This is a genomic window from Aeromonas eucrenophila, from assembly GCF_000819865.1.
Taxonomy (GTDB): Bacteria; Pseudomonadota; Gammaproteobacteria; order Enterobacterales; family Aeromonadaceae; genus Aeromonas; species Aeromonas eucrenophila.
This window is the reverse complement of record NZ_CDDF01000014.1, coordinates 188,310-207,569: the sequence shown is the minus strand read 5'-3', so window position 1 is coordinate 207,569 and position 19,260 is coordinate 188,310. Positions and strand designations below refer to the sequence as shown.

Below are 19,260 nucleotides of genomic sequence, written 5' to 3'. Positions count from 1 at the left end.
CGCAGTGCGAGGGCTTTTTTTATCTGCCTGGCGCCGCCGTTATTGGCGAGTCAGGCGGTAGATGGCGTAGCCGGGGTGTTTGACGTCATCCATCGGCAGGGTGGACTGGTAGGCCAGATCCGCCCCCGCCAGGGCCTTGGCCTCGGCGCTCGGCGAGGAGTAGAGCCGCACGTCCACGCCGGTGGGCAGCGCCTTCATGTGCCAGTTGTTGTTGGCCGCCGGGCTGAAACCACCCGGGTTGGCGGCGGACTGGGACTTCAGGTACTGGGCGATGATCTCCCGCGTCTCGAAGGGATCTTCATGGACGATGTTGCTGCCGTCGATACCCGGGAAGTGGCCGCCGCCGCTGGCGCGGTAGTTGTTGGTCACCACGTAGAACTTCTGGGCCGGATCCACGGGCTGTCCGTTGAAGGTCAGGCCGCTGATACGCTGGCCGTCGCTCACCTTGGTGCCTTCCTTGCTGTAACGGGCCGGCTGGGTGATGTCCACCTCGTAGTTCACTCCGTCGATCACGTCGAAGTTGTAGGTGGGGAAGTTCTCGTTCACCAGCCACTGCACCCCGGTCTGACCCGCGTCGATCTTGTTGAACTGGCCCGCGCTCATCTCCAGCCACTCCTTGACGGTGGCGCCGTTCACCTCGACCACCTGCAGGGTGTTCGGGTAGATGTAGAGGTCGGAGACGTTGCGCAGAGAGATGTCGCCCTGGGCCACATAGGTGAAGTCATTGATGCCGTTGCGACCGCCGCGGAAGGGGGCCGCCACCGACAAGATGGGGTAGGACTCCTTGAGCAGGCCATCTTGCTGCAGCTGCTCGGCGTGCTTGCGCTGAGCGTCGCTCACCAGCTGGACGGAGGGATCGTCCTGCACCAGGGCGAAGAAGCTGTGGATGGGGGAGGTGATCTTGCCGAGCGGCTCATCCAGCCATTGGTTGGTAGCGTCGTGATCCGCCTGCACCAGATCCACGACCTGCTGATCCACGGCACTGCCTTCGCTTGAGTCTATTTTGCGCAGGCTGGCCTGGCTCTGCTTCACCTGCCACTTGCCATCCACCTGCTCCAGCTTGAGATCGATGATGCCGAGGTGGTTGCCCCAGTAACCGGGCATCACGGTCGGGATGCCGCTCAGGGTACCGGCCTTGTTGTCCACCTCGGGCAGGTCGGGGAAATCGCCGGGGAAGTTCTTGTGGGCATGACCCAGCATCAGGGCGTCGACCCCTTTCACCTTGGCCAGATGCCAGGCGGAGTTCTCCATCATCGCCTCGTAGCTGTTGGCATTGATGCCGGTGTGGGCGACCACTATCACCAGATCGGCGCCCTTGGCGCGCAGCTCGGGCACGTAGTGATTGGCGGTCTCGACCATGTCGGCCACCACCACCTTGCCTTCCAGATGGCGCTTGTCCCACTGCAGCACCTGGGGCGGGGTCAGCCCCAGGATGCCGACCTTGACGGTCTGCGTTTGGCCCTTGTCATCCGTCACCTGGCGATCCAGCAGCAGGTAGGGGGTGAACTTGTTGCCGCTCCAGTCGATCTGCCCCTTGGCATCGCGCTTGAAGGCTCCGGCCTCGAACACGTTGGCGTTCACATAGGGGAACTTGGCACCCGCCAGCACCTTGCCGAGGTAATCCAGCCCGTAGTTGAACTCGTGGTTGCCGAGGTTGCCGGCGTCATAGCCGAGCTCGTTCATGGCCTTGAACACGGGGTGAGCCTGCTTCTCGAGGTAGCCGGCGCCGGACTGCTCGAAGATATAGTCCGCCAGCGGCGTGCCCTGGATCAGGTCGCCGTTGTCGAGCAGCAGGTTGTTGGGGTTTTCGGCGCGGGCAGCCCGGATCAGCAGGGCGGTGCGGGAGAGGCCAAACTTGCGGTCCTCCTTGTTCTGGTAGTAGTCATAGCCCAGCACGTTGGAGTGGATATCAGAGGTCTGGATCAGGCGCAGGGAGACGGTCCCCGGCTGCGCCTTGCTGTCGTTGTCACTGCTGCAGGCAGACAACAGCACGATGGTTGCAATAGCACCTAGCTTCATAGTTTTATTCACTGTCTTTTCCCTATTATTATGAGTAACGCTTTACCAGCGACGGGAATTTAACAGACGAATATGTCAGCAGATGGCACCGACATTAATTTTTATGAAGCCCGGCACAAAAATAGCCTTATGAAGCCATGAGCGCCCCCCTCGCCAGTTGCAACGCCAACCCCAGCATGACAATACCGACAACCATATCAATGGCTTGCTGCACCCTGCCCCGGGCGAGCCAGGGGGACAAGGCCGCCGCCCCGAACGCCAGACTGTAGAACCACACCACGGACGCCAGCATGGCCCCCGCCGCGAAGGCCGGCCGCAGCGACTCGGCAAACTGGCTACCGAAAGAGCCGAGCAGCATCAGGGTATCCAGGTAGACGTGGGGGTTGAGCAGCGTAACCCCGAGGGTCATGGCCAGCACGCTCTTGACCCCCATCAGCTGGGGGGAATCCGCCAGCTTGGCCCCCTGCCCGCGCCAGGCACTGCGCAAGGAACGAATGCCAAACCAGCCGAGAAACAGCACGCCACCCCAGGTCAGCAGCGCCAGCCCGATGGGGCTGGCCGCCAGCAGGTTGGCCCCGCCGAATACCCCGATACCGATCAGCACGAGATCGCACAGGCAGCAGAGCGTGGCCGCCAGCAGATGGTGGTTGCGGTGAATGCCCCGACTCAGCACGAAGGCATTCTGGGCACCGATGGGGATGATCATGGCGAGGCCGAGGGTGAAGCCTTGCAGTGTGGTCGCGAACATGGAGGAAACGTCCCTGTGTAGATGATGGCGGCACTATAAGGGAGGCGAGGTAATCAGAGAAATTCATTCATTTGCTGATGCATTCAAAAATCTGATGATGGGAATCCCGACGCCCTTTGTGGCGGGCTGTCAATTGCAGGATCTGACAATTGTGAGCCCCTCCTCCCACCCCGAGAATCACTAGAGCGATTACGTCAACGCGGGAAGGAGTGGCCCCAGGATGAGCCAGCCGACGGAGCGACCATGACGCGGCCACCCGAAGAATGCGGTGGCGGCATGGAGAGGTGGACACAGGCCAGGGCTGGCTGGGGGTCATCCCTCAGTTGGCGAGGATCATTGCCACAACTTGGGGAAATTGGTGACCACCACCTGCTCCAGGTTCGGGATCAGAATACCGCTGCTCACCCCCTTGGCGACCGCCTGATAGCGGTTCATGGAGCCGGTCTTGCGGGTCACCTGATTGAGGTGGTAGTTCACGGTGCGTTCCGTGATCCCGAGGATGCAGGCGATTTCGCTCGAGGTCTTCCCCTCGCTGGCCCAGAACAGACACTCGGTCTCCCGATCGGTCAGGGCCTCCTGCGGATCGTCTTCCCGCAGGCTGAGCCGCACGATCCGGATCGCCGCCTCGAAGATGTAGTTGGACATCCAGGAGAGGATGGGGGAAGACGCCAGCAGCAGATCGCTCGAGGCCCGCTCGGCGGTGATAAACGACAGTATGCCGTTCTCTCCCGCGGCCCCGTGCAGCGGGAAGGAGATGCCGTTACGCAGCCCGAACTCCGCCGCCAGCCCCATCACATCCATGCTGCCCTCTTGCAGGAAGCGGGCCTTCTCGTCCAGTTGGTTCCAGTAGATGGGCAGGGTCTGCTTGCGGGCGAGCTGGATGATGGGATCGCAGGCCAGCATGTTGTTCACCGTGTAGGCCTGCACCCAGGAATCCGGGCACTGATTGAACAACACCACCTTGGGCCTTTGCATCGACATGGGCAGGATGAGCGCAAAACGATAGTAGTCGTAGCCCATCCCCAGAGAGAAACGACCGATCAACTCGGCCAACCGGTCCCCATCGGTCACCAGCGTGAAATGTTCCAAATACTCAAGCAGTTGGTCACGTGTCATAGGCTAGCCCCCCTGGCCAAGGCCTTGGATTATAGCGCCGAACCATGAAATGGAGAGACATGAATGCTTGTTTTCAAAGGAAAATTGAAAGAACACCCCAAATGGGAGGTCGAAAACGAGCTTTATCGTTTTCGCAAGCGCGTCTTCTCCGATCGGCTCGGCTGGGATGTGGAATCTCACCGGGGTCTGGAGCGGGACAGCTTCGACAAGCCGGATACCCACTGGGTATTGATTGAGGATGAGCAGGGCCTGTGCGGCTGCATCCGGCTGCTCAGTTGCGCCCAGGATTACATGCTGCCGAGCATCTTCCCCAGCGCCCTCGCGGGCGAACTGGCGCCGCGCAGCGCCGATGTCTGGGAGCTGACCCGCCTCGCCATCGACGCCGAGCGAGCCCCCAGGCTCGACAACGGCATCAGCGAGCTGACCTGCGTCATCTTCCGCGAGGTCTATGCCTTCGCCAGGGAACAGGGGATCCGGGAGCTGGTCGCCGTGGTCAGCCTGCCGGTGGAGCGCATCTTCCGCCGCCTCGGCCTGCCCATCGAACGGCTCGGCCATCGCCAGGCGGTGGATCTGGGGGCCGTGCGCGGGGTCGGCATCCGCTTCCTGCTGGACGAGCGCTTCGAGCGCGCCATCAACCGGCCCCTGCGCGAATGCTACGCGCCTGCCGGCGAGGCGCTCGCCACTCTCTAGCCCTGGCCCCATAGGCCGGCTGGCACAGTGAGCACCGTACACCGGCCGGCAAAGTGAGCGCAGATCTCTGGCACTCACCCCACACAACAGCCGGCGAGACGATGGATACTCTCCTGCCTTAACCCATAAAAAAGTCCCGGGACGCTGCCCGGGACCAAAACTCTCGCTATGGCCCGTTTCCACCCCATGCAAAAACGGACCGAATGAGTATCCAATGAATCTCATTTTGCCGCTACTGTCACTTATCGCAGTGACCGACCCCCTCACCCCGGCCGTCAACGCCGTCCCTGTGCCCTGCCCGGCCTTGTTGCCAGCCCCCGGATTCAGTAGCATATTTTCTTGAATCACCGGATTGATAAGGAATGCTGATGAAAGCTCTGGACTACAAGCTGCTGCTGGCGCTGGATGCGGTGATGCAGGAGCAGAACTTCGAGCGGGCCGCCCAGCGTCTGCACCTCACCCAGTCCGCCATCTCCCAGCGTATCAAGCAGCTGGAGCAGCAATTTGCCGAGCCGCTGATCATCCGCAGCCAGCCGTTGCGGGCCACCGAGCTCGGTCAGAAGTTGCTGGCCCACTACCGCCAGGTGCGCCAGCTCGAGCTGGAATTGGCCGGCGAGCTCTCCCCCGAGGCGCCACAGCTGCCGGTGCGAGTCAGCATCGCCATCAACGCCGACAGCCTGGCGACCTGGTTCCTGCCCGCCCTGGCCCCGCTGCTGGAGCAACACCCCATCGAGCTGAATCTGCTGGTGGACGACGAGAGTCGCACCCTCGACAAGGTGCGCGAGGGGCAGGCGTTCGGCGCCATCAGCCTGCAGCCCCAGCCGCTGGCCGGCTGCTGCGTCGACGAGCTCGGCGAGATGCACTACATGCTCACCGCCAGCCCCGCCTTCGTCGCCCGCCACTTCCCCCAGGGGCTCAATGCGGCGGCGCTGGCCAAGGCGCCGGCAGTGGCCTTCGATCAGCGGGACGACATGCACGTCAGCTTCATGGCCCGCCACTTCGGGCTGGAGCCCGGTGGCTATCCCTGCCACACGGTGCGCTCGTCCGAGGCCTTCGTCGCCATGGCCGAGCAGGGGCTGGCCTGCTGCCTCATCCCCGAGCTGCAGATCCGCCAGCAGCTGGCACAGGGGCTGCTGCTCGATCTCTGCCCGGACAATCACCTGGTCGAACGCCTGTACTGGCACCGTTGGGTGCTGGAGCGGGGGCTGCACAAGCAGATCTCCTCGCGTCTGATCCAGCAGGGTCGTCGGGCATTGCAACCCCGCTGAGGGGGCCATTCACCTTGGCTTTGGGGGGGTAAAAACGTATAGTGCTGGGCGATTCTTCATCAGGTCTCCACTCAGGTTCCTCACTTATGTTTCAAGACAATCCCCTGCTGGCTCAGCTCAAGCAACAAATCCGCGAGAACATCCCCAAGAAAGAGGGTGTGATCCGCGCCTCCGATCGGGGCTTCGGCTTCCTGGAGGTCGATGAGAAGACCAGCTATTTCGTGCCGCCTCCCTACATGAAGAAGGTGATGCACGGTGACCGGGTGAGCGCCCTGATCCGCACCGAAAAAGAGAAGGAAGTGGCTGAGCCGGATGCCCTGCTGGAGCAGGCGGTGACCCGCTTCGTCGGCCGCGTGAAGATGTTCCGCGACCGCCTCAACGTGGTGCCGGACCATCCCCTCATCAAGGACGCCATCAAGGCCCGCGCCAAGAAGGGTCTGGATGAGAAGTCCCTCAAGGAAGGGGACTGGGTGGTGGCGACTCTCAAGCGTCACGCCCTGGTGGACGGCAACTTCTCTGCCGAGATCACCCAGCTCATCGCCGACAAAGATGATCACAACGTGCCCTGGTGGGTGGTGCTGGCGCGCCACAACCTGGCCCAGATTGAGCCGGCCGACCTGCCCGAGTGGAAGGTGATCGAGGAAGAGGAGCTGCCGCGCACCGACCTGACCGCCACCCCCTTCTTCACCATCGACGGCGCCAAGACCAAGGACATGGATGACGCCCTGGCCATCCGCAAGCTGGACAACGGCTGGGAGCTGCTGGTCGCCATCGCCGATCCGACCGCCTACGTAGCCGAAGGCAGCGAGCTGGACAAGGAAGCCGCCCAGCGCGCCTTCACCGTCTACATGCCGGGCCGCAACGTGCCCATGATCCCGCGCACCCTCTCGGACGAGCTCTGCTCCCTGAAAGAGGGCGAGGAGCGCAACACCCTGTGCGCCCGCCTGCTGATCGCCGAAGACGGCCTGCTGCTGGAGGAGACCGAGTTCTTCGCCGCCCGCATCCTCTCCCACGCTCGTCTGAACTATGACGAGGTCTCCGACTGGGCCGAACACGGCAAAGAACTGGATATCGACACGGGCGTGCTGGCCCAGCTGCCGCTGATGAAGGCCATGACGGAGGCGCGCATCAAGTGGCGCACCGAGCATGCCCTGGTGTTCCCGGACCGCCCCGACTACGACTTCGAGCTGGGTGAGAACGGCGCCGTGCTCGCGATCCACGTGGAGCCGCGCCGCATCGCGAACCGGATGATCGAAGAGTCGATGATCGCCGCCAACATCTGCGCCGGCCGCGTGCTCGGCAAGCAGGTCGGCTACGGCATCTTCAACGTCCACACCGGTTTCGACGAGGAGTCCCTCGACGGCGCCATCGAGCTGCTCAAGACAGCCGAGGCCCCGTTCGAGAAGGAAGAGATCGCGAGCCTGTCCGGCTTCTGCGCCCTGCGCCGCTGGATCGACAGCCAGGATACCCGTTGGCTGGATGGCAAGATCCGCCGCTTCCAGAGCTATGCGCTGATGTCCGCCGAGCCGGGTGCCCACTACGGCCTGGGGCTGGATGCCTACGCGACCTGGACCTCCCCCATCCGCAAGTACGGCGACATGGTCAACCATCGTCTGCTGAAAGCCGTCATCGCCGGCAAGACCCCGGGCGAGCGCCCGAACCAGGAGCTGACCGAGCACCTGACCGAATGCCGCCGCCTGCACCGCAGGGTCGAGCGCGACATCGGCGACTGGCTCTATGTCCGCTACCTGATGGCCGATGCGGGCACCGACAAGGTATTCAACGCCGAGATCATCGACGTGATGCGTGCCGGCCTCAAGCTGCGTCTGCAGGAGAACGGCGCCGTGGTGTTCATGCCCGCCCGCCACATCCTGGACAACAAGGACAGGCTGGAGTGCAACTGGGACAACGGTCGCGTCTATCTGGACAAGACCGAGGTGGTCTATGAGCTGGGCCAGATCATCGAGGTCAAGCTGAGCGAGGCGGTGGAAGAGACCCGCTCCCTCATCGCCAAACCAGCGGTAGCCCTGGTACCAGGCCCGGCGCCGGAAGCCCCGGCCGCCGACAGCACCGAGGCACAGGCCGAAGCTGCCCCCAAGGCAGACTAAGCTCGCAGCCACCCGCTCGATGCAAAAGCCCGCCATTCGGCGGGCTTTTTTATGCCTGTGCAAAACCTGGCTGGCACGACGCCCCACGACCAGCAGATCTGGCGGTCAAGGTGGCTTGAACGAGCCCTGTTTGCACGCTGGGAGCAGGAGACTACGGTCATAGCGCCGCGGCCGAAAACTGAAAGTGGGTTACAAAATACATCATTCATTGGTCAATAATAGAAAAAGGCCGCCGATCCATCGTTTATTCCCGCACTTTTCCCCTGCGGAGACTTGCCTCATTTGAATACAAATCATCATTTTGTGATCTAAATCACATTGACATGTCATTTGCGCAAACAACAAAGAGTGACTTTAGTCACATAAAATTGACTGTCGGGACGGGAAAGATCGATTTGTAGCCAAAAAACAGGCGTCGAATGTGATGTGGATCACCATGCAGGGAGGGGGGAGGTGGGGATAACTGAGAGGAAGGTCACAAGATGCCCCGTTTTCAGCCTAATGTGAGCGCAAACTGGTAGATTGAAGTTGCTTAGACGACTGGGATGGGGGTTCGGCAAAACCCGTCATTCCCGCTACCACTCTTAATCAATCAGGCTTAAAACGGGGTCCCGACATGTTATCACCGGATACCAAGGTCAAGATACAGAATTTTGGACGCTTCCTGTCCAATATGGTCATGCCCAACATAGGCGCATTCATCGCCTGGGGCTTCATCACAGCGCTCTTCATCCCCACCGGATGGCTGCCAAGCGAAACCTTGGCCAAGCTGGTCGGCCCCATGATCACCTATCTGCTGCCGCTGTTGATTGGCTACACCGGCGGCAAGCTGATCGGCGGTGAACGGGGTGCCGTGGTCGGCGCCATCACCACCATGGGCGTGATCGTCGGTACCGACATCCCCATGTTCATGGGCGCCATGATGGTCGGCCCCCTCGGCGGCTGGGCCATCAAGCGCTTCGACAGGCTGATGGAAGGTCGTGTCAAGAGCGGCTTCGAGATGCTGGTCAACAACTTCTCCGCCGGCATCATCGGCATGCTGCTGGCCATCCTCGCCTTCTTCGTGATCGGTCCCTTCGTCAAGGTACTCTCCGGCGTGCTGGCGGCGGGCGTGGGCTTCCTGGTGGATAACAGCCTGCTGCCGCTCACCTCGATCTTCGTCGAGCCGGCCAAGATCCTGTTCCTGAACAACGCCATCAACCACGGTATCTTCTCGCCGCTGGGTATCCAGCAGGCCACCGAGCAGGGTCGTTCCATCTTCTTCCTGATCGAAGCGAACCCGGGTCCGGGTCTGGGCGTGCTGCTGGCCTACATGGTGTTCGGCCGTGGCGCCGCCAAGCAATCCGCCGCCGGTGCCTCCATCATTCACTTCTTCGGTGGCATCCACGAGATCTACTTCCCCTACGTGCTGATGAACCCGCGCCTCATCCTGGCGGTGATCGCCGGTGGCATGACAGGTGTCTTCACCCTGACCCTGTTCAACGCGGGTCTGGTCTCCCCTGCCTCACCGGGCTCCATCTTCGCCGTGCTGCTGATGACGCCGAAAGCTTCCCTGATCGGGGTCATGCTCTCCATCATCTGCTCCACCCTGGTCTCCTTCCTAGTCGCCGCCGTCTTCGTCCGTGCCCAACAGCCGGAAGCCGATGAGGCCGATGCCCTGGGTGAAGCCACTCGCAAGATGAAGGCCATGAAGGGTGCCAAGCCCGAGGTCGTTGCCGCCAAGAAACCGGGCGCCGAGCTGATGGCGGTCCGCAATATCGTCGTCGCCTGCGATGCGGGCATGGGTTCCAGCGCCATGGGTGCCGGCATGCTGCGCAAGCGGGTGCAGGCTGCCGGTCTGGACATCAGCGTGACCAACCGTGCCATCAATAACCTGGACGATCAGGTAGACCTGGTCATCACTCACAAGGATCTGACCGACCGTGCCCGTCGCCATGCGCCGCACGCCCAGCACATCTCCCTGACCAACTTCCTCGACAATGCGCTCTATCAGGATCTGGTGCAGAACCTGACCCTGGCCGGTGCCGCCAACGACGACGTGGCCAACCCGCAGCTGCTGGTGGCCGCCAACGACGACAGCTACGAGCCGCAGGCAGGTGAAGTCTTCACCCTGAGCCTGCAGGACGTGCACCTCGGCCTCAAGGCCGACAACAAGGAGGCCGCCATCCTGGCCGCCGGCAAGCTGCTGGCCGAGCGAGGCTATGTGGCACCGGACTACGTCAACGCCATGCTGGAGCGCGAGCGGCTGGTCTCCACCTACCTCGGCGAGTCCATCGCCGTGCCCCACGGCACCATAGCCGCCAAGGAGCACGTGAAGCGCACCGGCATCGTCATCTGCCAATACCCGGCCGGGGTCGCCTTCGGTGAAGGTGCCGACGAAGTGGCAAGGCTGGTGATCGGCATCGCCGCCCGCAACGACGAACACATTCAAGTAATAACCAAACTGACCAATGCACTGGATGAACCTGGTCTCATCGACCGCTTGGCCAGCACCCAGGATCCTCAGGAGTTCCTGAACCTGCTGGGCGCCGAACAGGCCGCATAAGTCATCTTCATCATCTTTGGTTATAGAGGTTAACATCATGAAAACATTGCATTTTGGTGCCGGCAATATCGGACGCGGCTTCATCGGTAAACTGCTGGCAGACGCCAGCCACCAGGTCACCTTTGCCGACGTCAACGAGACCCTGATCGATCAGCTCAACCACCGGCAGGAGTACAAGGTGCATGTGGTGGGTGCGGATCAGAAGCTGGATGTGGTGCGCAACGTGGCGGCGGTCAGCTCCGCCGGTCACGAGGTGATCGCCCGCATCATCACCGCCGATCTGGTGACCACGGCGGTGGGCCCCAACATCCTGGACAAGATTGCCAGCACCCTGGCCAAGGGGCTGCAGGCCCGCTTCGATGCCGGCAACCTGACCCCGCTCAACGTCATCGCCTGCGAGAACATGGTGCGGGGCACCAGCCATCTCAAGCAGGAGGTACTCAAGTACCTGCCGGTCGCGTATCATGCCACCCTCGAATCCTGCGTCGGTTTCGTCGATTCTGCGGTGGATCGCATAGTGCCGCCCGCCGCGGCCAACGACGATCCGCTGGAGGTGACGGTGGAGAGCTTCAGCGAGTGGATAGTCGACCAGACCCAGTTCAAGGGGGAGTTGCCCCAGGTGGCGGGCATGGAGCCCACCGACAACCTGATGGCCTTCATCGAGCGCAAGCTGTTCACCCTCAACACCGGCCACATCGTCACCGCCTACCTCGGCAAGTTGCGGGGTTACCAGACGGTGCGTGAGGCGATCGAGGATCCGGTGATCCGCAGCAAGGTGCGCCGTGCCATGGAAGAGAGCGGGGCCGTGCTGGTGAAACGTTACGGCTTCGATGAGCGGCTGCACGCCGCCTACATCGAGAAGATCCTGTCTCGCTTCGCCAATCCCTATCTGGTGGACGAGATCGACCGGGTCGGCCGCCAACCGCTGCGCAAGCTGGCGGCGGGAGACCGGCTGGTGAAACCCCTGCTCGGGACCCTGGAATACGGTCTGCCCAACGAGCAACTGCAGGAGGGGATAGCGGCGGCGCTGCATTATCGCAACGCCGATGACCCTCAGGCGGTGGAACTGCAGACCCTGCTGGCGGATCTGGGCCCGGCCCAGGCCCTGGCGCGGGTAACCGGACTGGATGCCGACAGCGACATCGTTCATGCCATCGTCGCCCTTTATCACCACTTGAAGTGACCTGCTGAGGCGCACTTATCACCGGTGGCCGCGGCACGCGGTTGGCTGAGCAGTGATTGCGCCTCATATGATAAAAACCGGGAGAGAGGCTGACTCTCTCCCTGTCAGCTGGACCCAATGCCCTTATGACCACACACCAGGAAGATGAAGTACTGGAACGACTGAACGAGCAGGATGGCCCCCGCGGCTTCTTCCTCGAGGTCGTGACCATCCTGGAAGAGGCGGTCGACTCCCTGATGCGGCGTGCGTTCCGCCAGGAGGAGTATGCCGTCAAATACGCCATCGAACCCCTGCTCAACCAGAGCGGCCCCCTCGGCCAGCTGGAGGTGCGCCTCAAGCTCATCTTCGCCCTCGGCCTCATCTCTCTCGAGCGTTATCAGGATCTCGAGCTCTATTTGAAGACCCGAGATCTGCTGGTACGCGATCCCAAGGATTACCGCTTCAGCGACAAGCCCATCCGCCACCTGCTCGAGCGCCTGCACTGCCTCAGTCAAGGCAGCATGATGCCGCAGGAGCCCCCGGCCAACGAGGAAGACTGGCCCCTCTACCAGATGCAGCTCAACCGGCTCGATCAGGTGGTGCGCTCGGCCCTGGTGCTGGCGGTGACCGATTGCGTCACCGAGCTCCACAAAGAGAGTCCCATCTAATCAGGCCGGTCGGCCCGACCGACCGCCGCCTCTTTGCACCTCATCTCGTGACACGACTCGCCCCATCCCCCGACATTCGTGAGCGGAACCCTCCATCTGAAACCCTATTGCCGGTGAACGGCCATTAACGACCCTGACCCCAGCCGGACCGCAGGCTGGCGACTAGACTTGAGGGTGGCGCCATGGGTCATAGGAGGATGTCATGACGGTCAGCGAATTGCGCACCCTGAATCAGCAAGGCCGCTTCAAGGAGGCCGAGATCCTGCACGACATCGCCTTTCCGGGCTGGCTAGTGGAGTTTCGTGGCCAGGATGGTCGCCTGTACGAGATGACGGATACCCTGGGTTGCCCGGTGAGATTCGCCTCGGAGGAGGATGCACGGGAACATATCCACAGGGTGGCCGACTGCCCTATTCAGGTCGAGCATCTCTACCGCTTCTACGAGCGCTGAGACGCTATCGAGTGAGAAAAAAGGCTCCGTGAGGAGCCTTTTTCATTCCGGTTGCGTCGGCTCCACGCCCTTGCCTTCCAGCCGTCTGACCGGCTTTTGCAGGATCAGGTTGGCCGGATAGGTGACCAGATCGCCGTTATCATCCCGCACCCGGACATAGAACAGGCCTATCTCGGTGATGACACCGGTGACCGAATCATCCTTGTCGAGGATGCGGATCCTGTCGCCAATCTTGTAGGGGAAGGCGAAGAAGATGGTGATGCTGGCGGTGATGTTGGAGAGGATCGACCATTGCGCCACCATGGCGACGCCAAGCACGGCGAAGAAGGAAGAGGCGAGCACCACCAGCCGGGAGAAGTCGAGCCCCCAGACCCCGGCCAGGATCAGCAGGGTCGCGCAGCCGAGCAGGAAGTGGAACACGTGCTCCACGTAGAGCACCCGGTTCTCGCTCACCTGCCTGGACTGGGCCAACGCCAGCAGACTCTTGTGGATGAGACTGCGGATCAGGGTATGGCCCAGCAACAGCAGCAGGGTCACACCAAAAGATTCCCATGTTGTCATGCGTGCTCCTTACCACCAGCGCCGGTGTTTGAGCCAGATGGCCAGCCCGGTCGCCAGCGCCAACAAGGATCCACAGAAGATCCAGAAAGCGGTCGGACTCTCGGCCCCCGGGATCCCTCCCAGGTTGATGCCAAACAGGCCGGTCAGGAAGCTGGCAGGCAGGAACAACAGCGCCATCACCGACATCTGGTAGGCGCGACGATTGGTCGCCTCCGCCATCAGGTTGTTGATCTCGTCGGCCAGCACGGCGGTACGGGCAACCCCGGCATCCAGATCGTCCAGCCAGCGCCGCAAGCGATCGGCGATGTCGAGCAGGCGACGCCTGTCGTCTTCATCCAGCCAGCTGATCTTCTCGTTGGCGAGGCGGGCCACCAGATCTCGCTGGGGGGAGAGGTAGCGGCGGATCATGATGAGTTGCTTGCGGATCAACGCCAGCCGGCCATTGGCGGGCAGATCCCGCAGCAACACCATCTCCTCCAGATCCAGGATCTGGTCGTGCAGCACTTCGACAAATTCCCCCGCCCTGTCGGTCAGGGCGTCGCAGATCTCCACCAGCCAGTCGGCGGGAGAGTCGGCCCCCCCACCCAGTTTCAGCTGCTCGAAGACATCCGTCTCCGACAGCAGGGGGCGGCGGCGGCTGCTGATGATGAGATCCGGCGTGATGTAGATGCGCAGTGCCACCATCTCTTCGGGCCTGTGATCCTTGTTGTGGTTGATGCCGCGCAGGATCAGCAGCACGGTTTCCCCCATCCGCACCAGCTTGGGCCTGTTGCTCTTGCCGAGCAGGGACTCGCGTACCGCCTCGTTGAGCAAAGGGGTCTGCAGCAACCAGCGGGCCGCCTCCGGATTGCCGTAGTCCAGGTGCAACCAGCTGGGTTGCGGTCCCGGGATCTCGCTCCCCGCCGCCAACGGCTGCATGCCCCCCTTGCCATCCAGGGTCAGGCCATAAATCACATCACTGGGCACCCGATCCATCCATTCATCCTTCTCGCTTCGGTTCATCGAGCCAGCTTACACGAAAGCCGGGCCCGACTCAGCCTCATGGCGGTGCCCCTGCGTCAGCCGTGTTAAGATACGGCCCTCGTTTCAGACACAGGAAGCCATGCCATGCCCATCTGGGTTGATGCCGATGCCTGCCCGCTCCCGGTCAAGGAGATCCTCTACCGCGCCGCCCACCGTGCCCAGGTGGTCACCACGCTAGTGGCCAATCAGGGGCTCAGAGTGCCTCCCTCTCCCTTCATCAAGACCCAGCAGGTAGAGAAAGGATTCGATGTGGCGGATCATGTCATCGCCCAGCAGGTCATGCCGGGGGATCTGGTGATAACGGGGGACATTCCGCTCGCCTCCTGGGTGATCGACGCCGGTGGCGAAGCCCTCAATCCCCGCGGCGAGATCTACACCCGCGAGACCATACAGGCGCGGCTCGGCATGCGTAACTTCATGGAAGAGCTGCGCTCGGCCGGGGTCCAGACCGGTGGCCCGGCCCCCTTCAACGCCGCCGACAAGCAGCGCTTCGCCAACGCATTGGACAAGTGGTTGCAGAAGGGAAAACTGAGCTGAGATCAGGCCCCCTCGCTCAGCAAAAATCTGACGCATTGAGATAAATTTTTCAGCACACCACCACAGGGCAAGCCAAGGATCCCCGGCTTGCCTCTCGGCACCTTCGCCATAGCATCACCAGCCTTCTCACCCACCTCCCCCGCCACCACCCAGGCATCCGACCGGCCCGACGATGCCATCTCTCATCCCTTCGCTGACCTCATGGGGGCCGCCTTGTGGCTGAAATGTCAAAAAACATACTTTTAATTATATCAATAGAAATTGAAATACCTCGAAACCTCGCCTAGACATATTAACAAACGCAAATGATAAAAATATCACTCTATGTTTTCCCACCAACAGCAGCTTAAAGGACACATATGCTTTGTGGTTTTTAAATCAGGTTAAAAAATAACTTAATTAGTAATTATTCAATACCTTATGGATTAACCCATATCTGGCTTCGCAGAGAGATGTTGTTCTTGTGCAGCCTGCCCCTCAGCAAAATACATGTAAACGTCATCCTCAATGAGCACGGATATCCAAGGGGAATACCCATGAATAGAACAATGAATATATTTCTCTCACTGTTTCTGACTCTCCTCTTATTCGGCTGCGGTGGGGGCGGAGGAGGCGGGAGCAAACCGACCACGCCCACAGATCCCGCAGCCAAGACGCTGACCAGGATCGACATCTCTGCAGACACTGCAGGCACCAAGGCGCGCGCCGAAGTCAACCCCAGCACACCACTCGGTTTAAGCACCCAATATCTGGCCATCGCAACCTACAGCGACAGCACTACAGCCGACATCACTGACCTGGCCACCTGGAGCAGCTCGGATAGCAATGTTGCTACCGTCGATAAGAAAGGACTGGTCAAAACGCTCAAAGTCAGTGCAACGGAGATTACGGCAAGTTATCAGGGGGTCACCAGCAACAAGTCAGAGCTGACCATCGTCGATGCCATTGCCACCAAGATCACCGTCATCCCGCCTATCGCGAAATTAGCCAAAGGCTTGTCACTGCAATTACAGGCCATCGCCACCTTTTCCGATGACAGCACCAAGGATGTGTCCACCCAAGCCACTTGGCAGAGCAACAAACCGACCGTCTTGAAAGTCGATGCCAAGGGGAAACTGACGGCTCTTGCCCTCGGCGATGCCATCGTCAGCGCGACCGTACAAGGCATCACAGGCCATACCAACGTCTCATCGGTCAATCTGACCATCAGCAAGATCCAGATCACCCCCGCCAAGCTCCAACTCGCCAAAGGCACCAAGGCCCACTTGACTGCCGTGGCCACGTTTAACGACAAGAGCGTGCAGGATGTCTCCTCTCAAGTGGCTTGGTTGAGTAGCAGCACCGCTGTCGCGACCGTGGACAACACAGGGCTGGTGACCGGCGTCGCCACGGGCTCTACCACGCTCTCCGCCAACCTGCTTGGGGTCACGGCCAGCACCAGCGTCAAGATCACCAACGCCAGTCTCAAGACTCTGCAGGTCATTCCCGCAGTCAGTTCGATCGCCCTCGGCACCAAAACTCAGTTGCGGGCTATCGCTACCTTCACTGACAACTCCAGCCAGAATGTCTCGGATCAGGTGCAATGGAGCAGCAGCGACGCCTCAGTCGCAAGCGTCAGTAGCCTGGGGCTGGTGACTGGAAAATCCACAGGTCAGATCTCTATCACTGCAACCTTGGGTTCCATCAGCCGCAGTGCGACCCTCACCATCACCAATGCCATCACCACTGCCATCCAGATCACCCCAGCCACCAGCTCACTCCCCAAAGGGACAAAACAACAGTTCCAGGCCATCGCCACCTTCAGCGACAGCTCATCACAGGATGTGACCGATCAGGTGGATTGGGACAGCTCCGTCATCGGAGTCGCCACCATTGATTTGAAGGGTGAAGCCACCGCCGTGAGTGAAGGGGATACCATCATCTCGGCCAAGTTCCAGAACGTGACCGGCAACACCGTCAGACTGGAGGTAACCAACATCACCCTCACAACTGGCGGGCTCTCCATCACTGTGCCGCCTCTGACTCTGGCTGCGGGCCAGACCAAACAGCTCTCCGCCACTGGCAGTTATAACGATGGCTCCAACAAGAATGTCACGGCAGATGTTCACTGGAGTAGCAGCGATCCCGCTGTTGCAACCATCAGCCTGACCGGCCTGGTCACTGCTGTTACCCCAGGTACCGCGACTATTACTGGCACTCTGGATGGTCAGACTGCGACCCTGTCAGCTACAGTCACCAATGCCACCCTCAATGCTGGTGGGCTCACCATCACGACACCGCCACTGACACTGGCTAACGGTCTGAGCAGCCAGCTGACCGCGAGCGGTACCTACAGCGATGGGTCAAGTGCCGATGTCACCGCCAACGTCCATTGGAGCAGCAGTGATCCTGCCATAGCAACCGTCAGTCAAACGGGTCTGGTCACTGCCGTTGCCCCTGGTACTGCGACCATTACCGGTAGCCTGGATGGCCAAAACGCTACCCTGTCGGTCACCGTCACCAATGCCACAATCAATGCAGGCGGACTCACCATCACGACGCCACCCATGACGCTGGCAGCGGGTCTGACTGGTCAGCTGGCCGCCAATGGCAGCTATAGCGATGGCAGCACCAGGAACGTCACCACCGACGCCAGCTGGATTAGCGATAACCCCTCGGTGGCAACCGTTGGTCTCCATACCGGCCTGGTTACCGCCGTCGCTCCCGGTACCGCAAACATTACCGGTAGTCTGGATGGGCAAAACGCCACCCTGTCGGTCACCGTCAACAACGCCACTATCAATACGGGTGGACTCACAATCTCGACACCGCCCCTGACGCTGGCAGCCGGTCTGACCGGTCAGCTGGCCGCCAATGGCGGCTATAGCGATGGCAGCACCAGAGACGTCACCACCGACGTCAGCTGGATCAGCGATAATCCCTCGGTGGCAACCGTCGGCCTCCATACCGGCCTGGTCACCACCGTCGCTCCCGGTACCGCCAACATTACCGGTAGTCTGGATGGACAGAGCGCCACCCTGTCGGTCACCGTCACCAATGCCACTATCAATACGGGTGGACTCACCATCGCGACACCGCCCCTGACGCTGGCAGCCGGTCTGACCGGTCAGCTGGCCGCCAATGGCAGCTATAGCGATGGCAGCACCAGAGACGTCACCACCGACGTCAGCTGGATCAGCGATAACCCCTCGGTGGCAACCGTTGGTCTCCATACCGGCCTGGTTACCGCCGTCGCTCCCGGTACCGCAAACATTACCGGTAGTCTGGATGGACAGAGCGCAGCCCTGTCAGTCACCGTCACCAATGCCACCCTCAACCCGGGTAGCCTGACCATCAGTGTCCCGCCCTTGTCGCTGGCAGCTGGCTTGACCGGTCAGCTCAGTGCCACAGGCAGCTTCAGCGATGGCAGCAGCCGGGATGTGACCGCCAATGTCAGTTGGACCAGTAGCAATATCCTTGCTGCCACCGTAGGCCTTAACTCGGGGCTGGTCACTGCCGTGCAACCGGGAACAGCTACCGTCACCGGTACCTTGAGCGGTCAGAGTGCAACTGTGTCGGTCACCGTCACCAGCGCGGTCCTCAACCTGGGTGGACTCACCATCACGGTACCACCGCTGAACCTGGCCGCGGGCCTGACCGGTCAACTCGCCGCCAACGGTATTTACAGCAATGGCGCGAGTGTGGATGTCACGACCAATGTCAATTGGACCAGTAATAACCCCCTTGTTGCCGCCGTCGGCCTCAACACCGGGTTGGTTACCAGCGTACTGCCAGGCACAGCGACCATCACAGCAACGCTGGATGGCCAAAGCACAACTGTGCAGGTAACCGTGTCCAACGCGGTGGTAGTCAGCGTGAGCATTGATCCCATCAACCCCTTGGCTGCGGGAACCACTGCACAGCTCAAGGCCACAGCCACCCTCAGCAACCTGACGACGCTGGATGTCACTGCACAAGCCAACTGGCAGAGCAGCGATCCTAGCGTATTCACGGTCACCTCGACCGGGCTTGCCACCGGGGTGGTACCGGGGAGTGCCAACGTCAGTGTCAACGTGCAAGGTACACCTGCCAGCCACCCCGTAGTCGTCAGTAATGCGGTGCTGACCAGCATCGTCATCAGCCAGAGCGGACTGAACTTATCTCCGCTGCTAAGTACCATTACCTTCACCGCAATAGGCCACTACTCTGATGGCAGTACGCAAAACATCACCAACAGTGTGATCTGGAAAATAAATGGTGGCTTGCTCACTCTGGGACTGGGTAATACCTATGTGTTCCTGCTTAACGGTAACAGCCACTTCACGGCTGAACTAAATGGAGTAACCAGTAACACCTTGAGCTTGTAAATCTGGCATAGCCAGCCA

Annotated in this window: 14 protein-coding genes; 9 read left to right on the top strand and 5 right to left on the bottom strand. The window is 61.1% G+C overall.

Annotated elements, in window-relative coordinates:
• Positions 1–39 precede the first annotated feature (39 nt).
• The 3 genes from BN1124_RS14395 to BN1124_RS14385 all read right to left on the bottom strand — a co-directional run bounded on the left by BN1124_RS14395 (position 40) and on the right by BN1124_RS14385 (position 3,883).
• On the bottom strand, positions 40–2,019 hold the full coding sequence (locus BN1124_RS14395) for a bifunctional 2',3'-cyclic-nucleotide 2'-phosphodiesterase/3'-nucleotidase (protein WP_042643044.1): 1,980 nt from the start codon (positions 2,017–2,019) through the stop codon (positions 40–42).
• Positions 2,020–2,146: 127 nt separating this feature from the next.
• Positions 2,147–2,767, bottom strand: coding sequence for an L-lysine exporter (gene lysE / locus BN1124_RS14390; RefSeq protein ID WP_042643042.1), 621 nt, complete (start codon positions 2,765–2,767; stop codon positions 2,147–2,149).
• 333 nt (positions 2,768–3,100) lie between these two features.
• Positions 3,101–3,883: a LuxR family transcriptional regulator gene (locus tag BN1124_RS14385; protein ID WP_042643040.1), complete on the bottom strand. Its 783-nt coding sequence runs from the start codon at positions 3,881–3,883 to the stop codon at positions 3,101–3,103.
• A gap of 63 nt (positions 3,884–3,946) precedes the next feature.
• On the opposite strand from BN1124_RS14385, the gene BN1124_RS14380 reads away from it, so the two are divergent.
• The 7 genes from BN1124_RS14380 (at position 3,947) to BN1124_RS14350 (ending at position 12,775) form a co-directional block, all read left to right on the top strand.
• Complete coding sequence (locus BN1124_RS14380) at positions 3,947–4,573, top strand: acyl-homoserine-lactone synthase (protein WP_042643038.1); 627 nt, start codon at positions 3,947–3,949, stop codon at positions 4,571–4,573.
• A gap of 368 nt (positions 4,574–4,941) precedes the next feature.
• Entirely contained in the window at positions 4,942–5,841 is a 900-nt protein-coding gene (locus BN1124_RS14375; RefSeq protein ID WP_042643035.1) for a LysR family transcriptional regulator ArgP, read from the top strand.
• An 86-nt stretch (positions 5,842–5,927) separates the two neighbouring features.
• Complete coding sequence (locus BN1124_RS14370) at positions 5,928–7,949, top strand: exoribonuclease II (protein ID WP_042643033.1); 2,022 nt, start codon at positions 5,928–5,930, stop codon at positions 7,947–7,949.
• 616 nt (positions 7,950–8,565) lie between these two features.
• Positions 8,566–10,494 carry a PTS mannitol transporter subunit IICBA gene (locus tag BN1124_RS14365; protein ID WP_042643031.1) on the top strand — a complete coding sequence of 643 codons (1,929 nt, stop codon included), beginning with the start codon at positions 8,566–8,568 and terminating at the stop codon, positions 10,492–10,494.
• Positions 10,495–10,531: 37 nt separating this feature from the next.
• Complete coding sequence (locus tag BN1124_RS14360; protein ID WP_042643029.1) at positions 10,532–11,677, top strand: mannitol-1-phosphate 5-dehydrogenase; 1,146 nt, start codon at positions 10,532–10,534, stop codon at positions 11,675–11,677.
• Positions 11,678–11,802: 125 nt separating this feature from the next.
• The gene (locus tag BN1124_RS14355) at positions 11,803–12,324 is read left to right on the top strand and encodes an MltR family transcriptional regulator (RefSeq protein ID WP_042643027.1); all 522 of its coding nucleotides are present in this window, start codon (positions 11,803–11,805) and stop codon (positions 12,322–12,324) included.
• Between the two features lie 202 nt (positions 12,325–12,526).
• Positions 12,527–12,775, top strand: coding sequence for a hypothetical protein (locus BN1124_RS14350; RefSeq protein ID WP_033131762.1), 249 nt, complete (start codon positions 12,527–12,529; stop codon positions 12,773–12,775).
• Positions 12,776–12,817: 42 nt separating this feature from the next.
• Here BN1124_RS14350 and BN1124_RS14345 read toward each other — a convergent pair whose 3' ends face one another.
• Entirely contained in the window at positions 12,818–13,336 is a 519-nt protein-coding gene (locus BN1124_RS14345) for a mechanosensitive ion channel domain-containing protein (protein WP_042643015.1), read from the bottom strand.
• Positions 13,337–13,345: 9 nt separating this feature from the next.
• Positions 13,346–14,338, bottom strand: a complete 993-nt coding sequence (zntB, locus tag BN1124_RS14340) for a zinc transporter ZntB (protein WP_042643013.1) — start codon at positions 14,336–14,338, stop codon at positions 13,346–13,348.
• Positions 14,339–14,443: 105 nt separating this feature from the next.
• Between zntB and BN1124_RS14335 the strand changes: the two genes are divergently transcribed.
• Both BN1124_RS14335 and BN1124_RS20505 read left to right on the top strand, forming a co-directional pair.
• Positions 14,444–14,896 (top strand): YaiI/YqxD family protein, encoded by a 453-nt coding sequence (locus BN1124_RS14335; RefSeq protein WP_042643011.1) that lies wholly within the window; start codon positions 14,444–14,446, stop codon positions 14,894–14,896.
• A gap of 548 nt (positions 14,897–15,444) precedes the next feature.
• Complete coding sequence (locus tag BN1124_RS20505) at positions 15,445–19,242, top strand: beta strand repeat-containing protein (RefSeq protein ID WP_048822962.1); 3,798 nt, start codon at positions 15,445–15,447, stop codon at positions 19,240–19,242.
• Positions 19,243–19,260 lie beyond the last annotated feature (18 nt).

Excerpts from the sequence above, each read along its gene's own strand:
- BN1124_RS14395 (WP_042643044.1), bottom strand. The coding sequence starts at position 2,019 with ATGAAGCTAGGTGCTATTGCAACCATCGTGCTGTTGTCTGCCTGCAGC.
- lysE (WP_042643042.1), bottom strand. The coding sequence starts at position 2,767 with ATGTTCGCGACCACACTGCAAGGCTTCACCCTCGGCCTCGCCATGATC.
- BN1124_RS14385 (WP_042643040.1), bottom strand. The coding sequence starts at position 3,883 with ATGACACGTGACCAACTGCTTGAGTATTTGGAACATTTCACGCTGGTG.
- BN1124_RS14380 (WP_042643038.1), top strand. The coding sequence starts at position 3,947 with ATGCTTGTTTTCAAAGGAAAATTGAAAGAACACCCCAAATGGGAGGTC.
- BN1124_RS14375 (WP_042643035.1), top strand. The coding sequence starts at position 4,942 with ATGAAAGCTCTGGACTACAAGCTGCTGCTGGCGCTGGATGCGGTGATG.
- BN1124_RS14370 (WP_042643033.1), top strand. The coding sequence starts at position 5,928 with ATGTTTCAAGACAATCCCCTGCTGGCTCAGCTCAAGCAACAAATCCGC.
- BN1124_RS14365 (WP_042643031.1), top strand. The coding sequence starts at position 8,566 with ATGTTATCACCGGATACCAAGGTCAAGATACAGAATTTTGGACGCTTC.
- BN1124_RS14360 (WP_042643029.1), top strand. The coding sequence starts at position 10,532 with ATGAAAACATTGCATTTTGGTGCCGGCAATATCGGACGCGGCTTCATC.
- BN1124_RS14355 (WP_042643027.1), top strand. The coding sequence starts at position 11,803 with ATGACCACACACCAGGAAGATGAAGTACTGGAACGACTGAACGAGCAG.
- BN1124_RS14350 (WP_033131762.1), top strand. The coding sequence starts at position 12,527 with ATGACGGTCAGCGAATTGCGCACCCTGAATCAGCAAGGCCGCTTCAAG.
- BN1124_RS14345 (WP_042643015.1), bottom strand. The coding sequence starts at position 13,336 with ATGACAACATGGGAATCTTTTGGTGTGACCCTGCTGCTGTTGCTGGGC.
- zntB (WP_042643013.1), bottom strand. The coding sequence starts at position 14,338 with ATGAACCGAAGCGAGAAGGATGAATGGATGGATCGGGTGCCCAGTGAT.
- BN1124_RS14335 (WP_042643011.1), top strand. The coding sequence starts at position 14,444 with ATGCCCATCTGGGTTGATGCCGATGCCTGCCCGCTCCCGGTCAAGGAG.
- BN1124_RS20505 (WP_048822962.1), top strand. The coding sequence starts at position 15,445 with ATGAATATATTTCTCTCACTGTTTCTGACTCTCCTCTTATTCGGCTGC.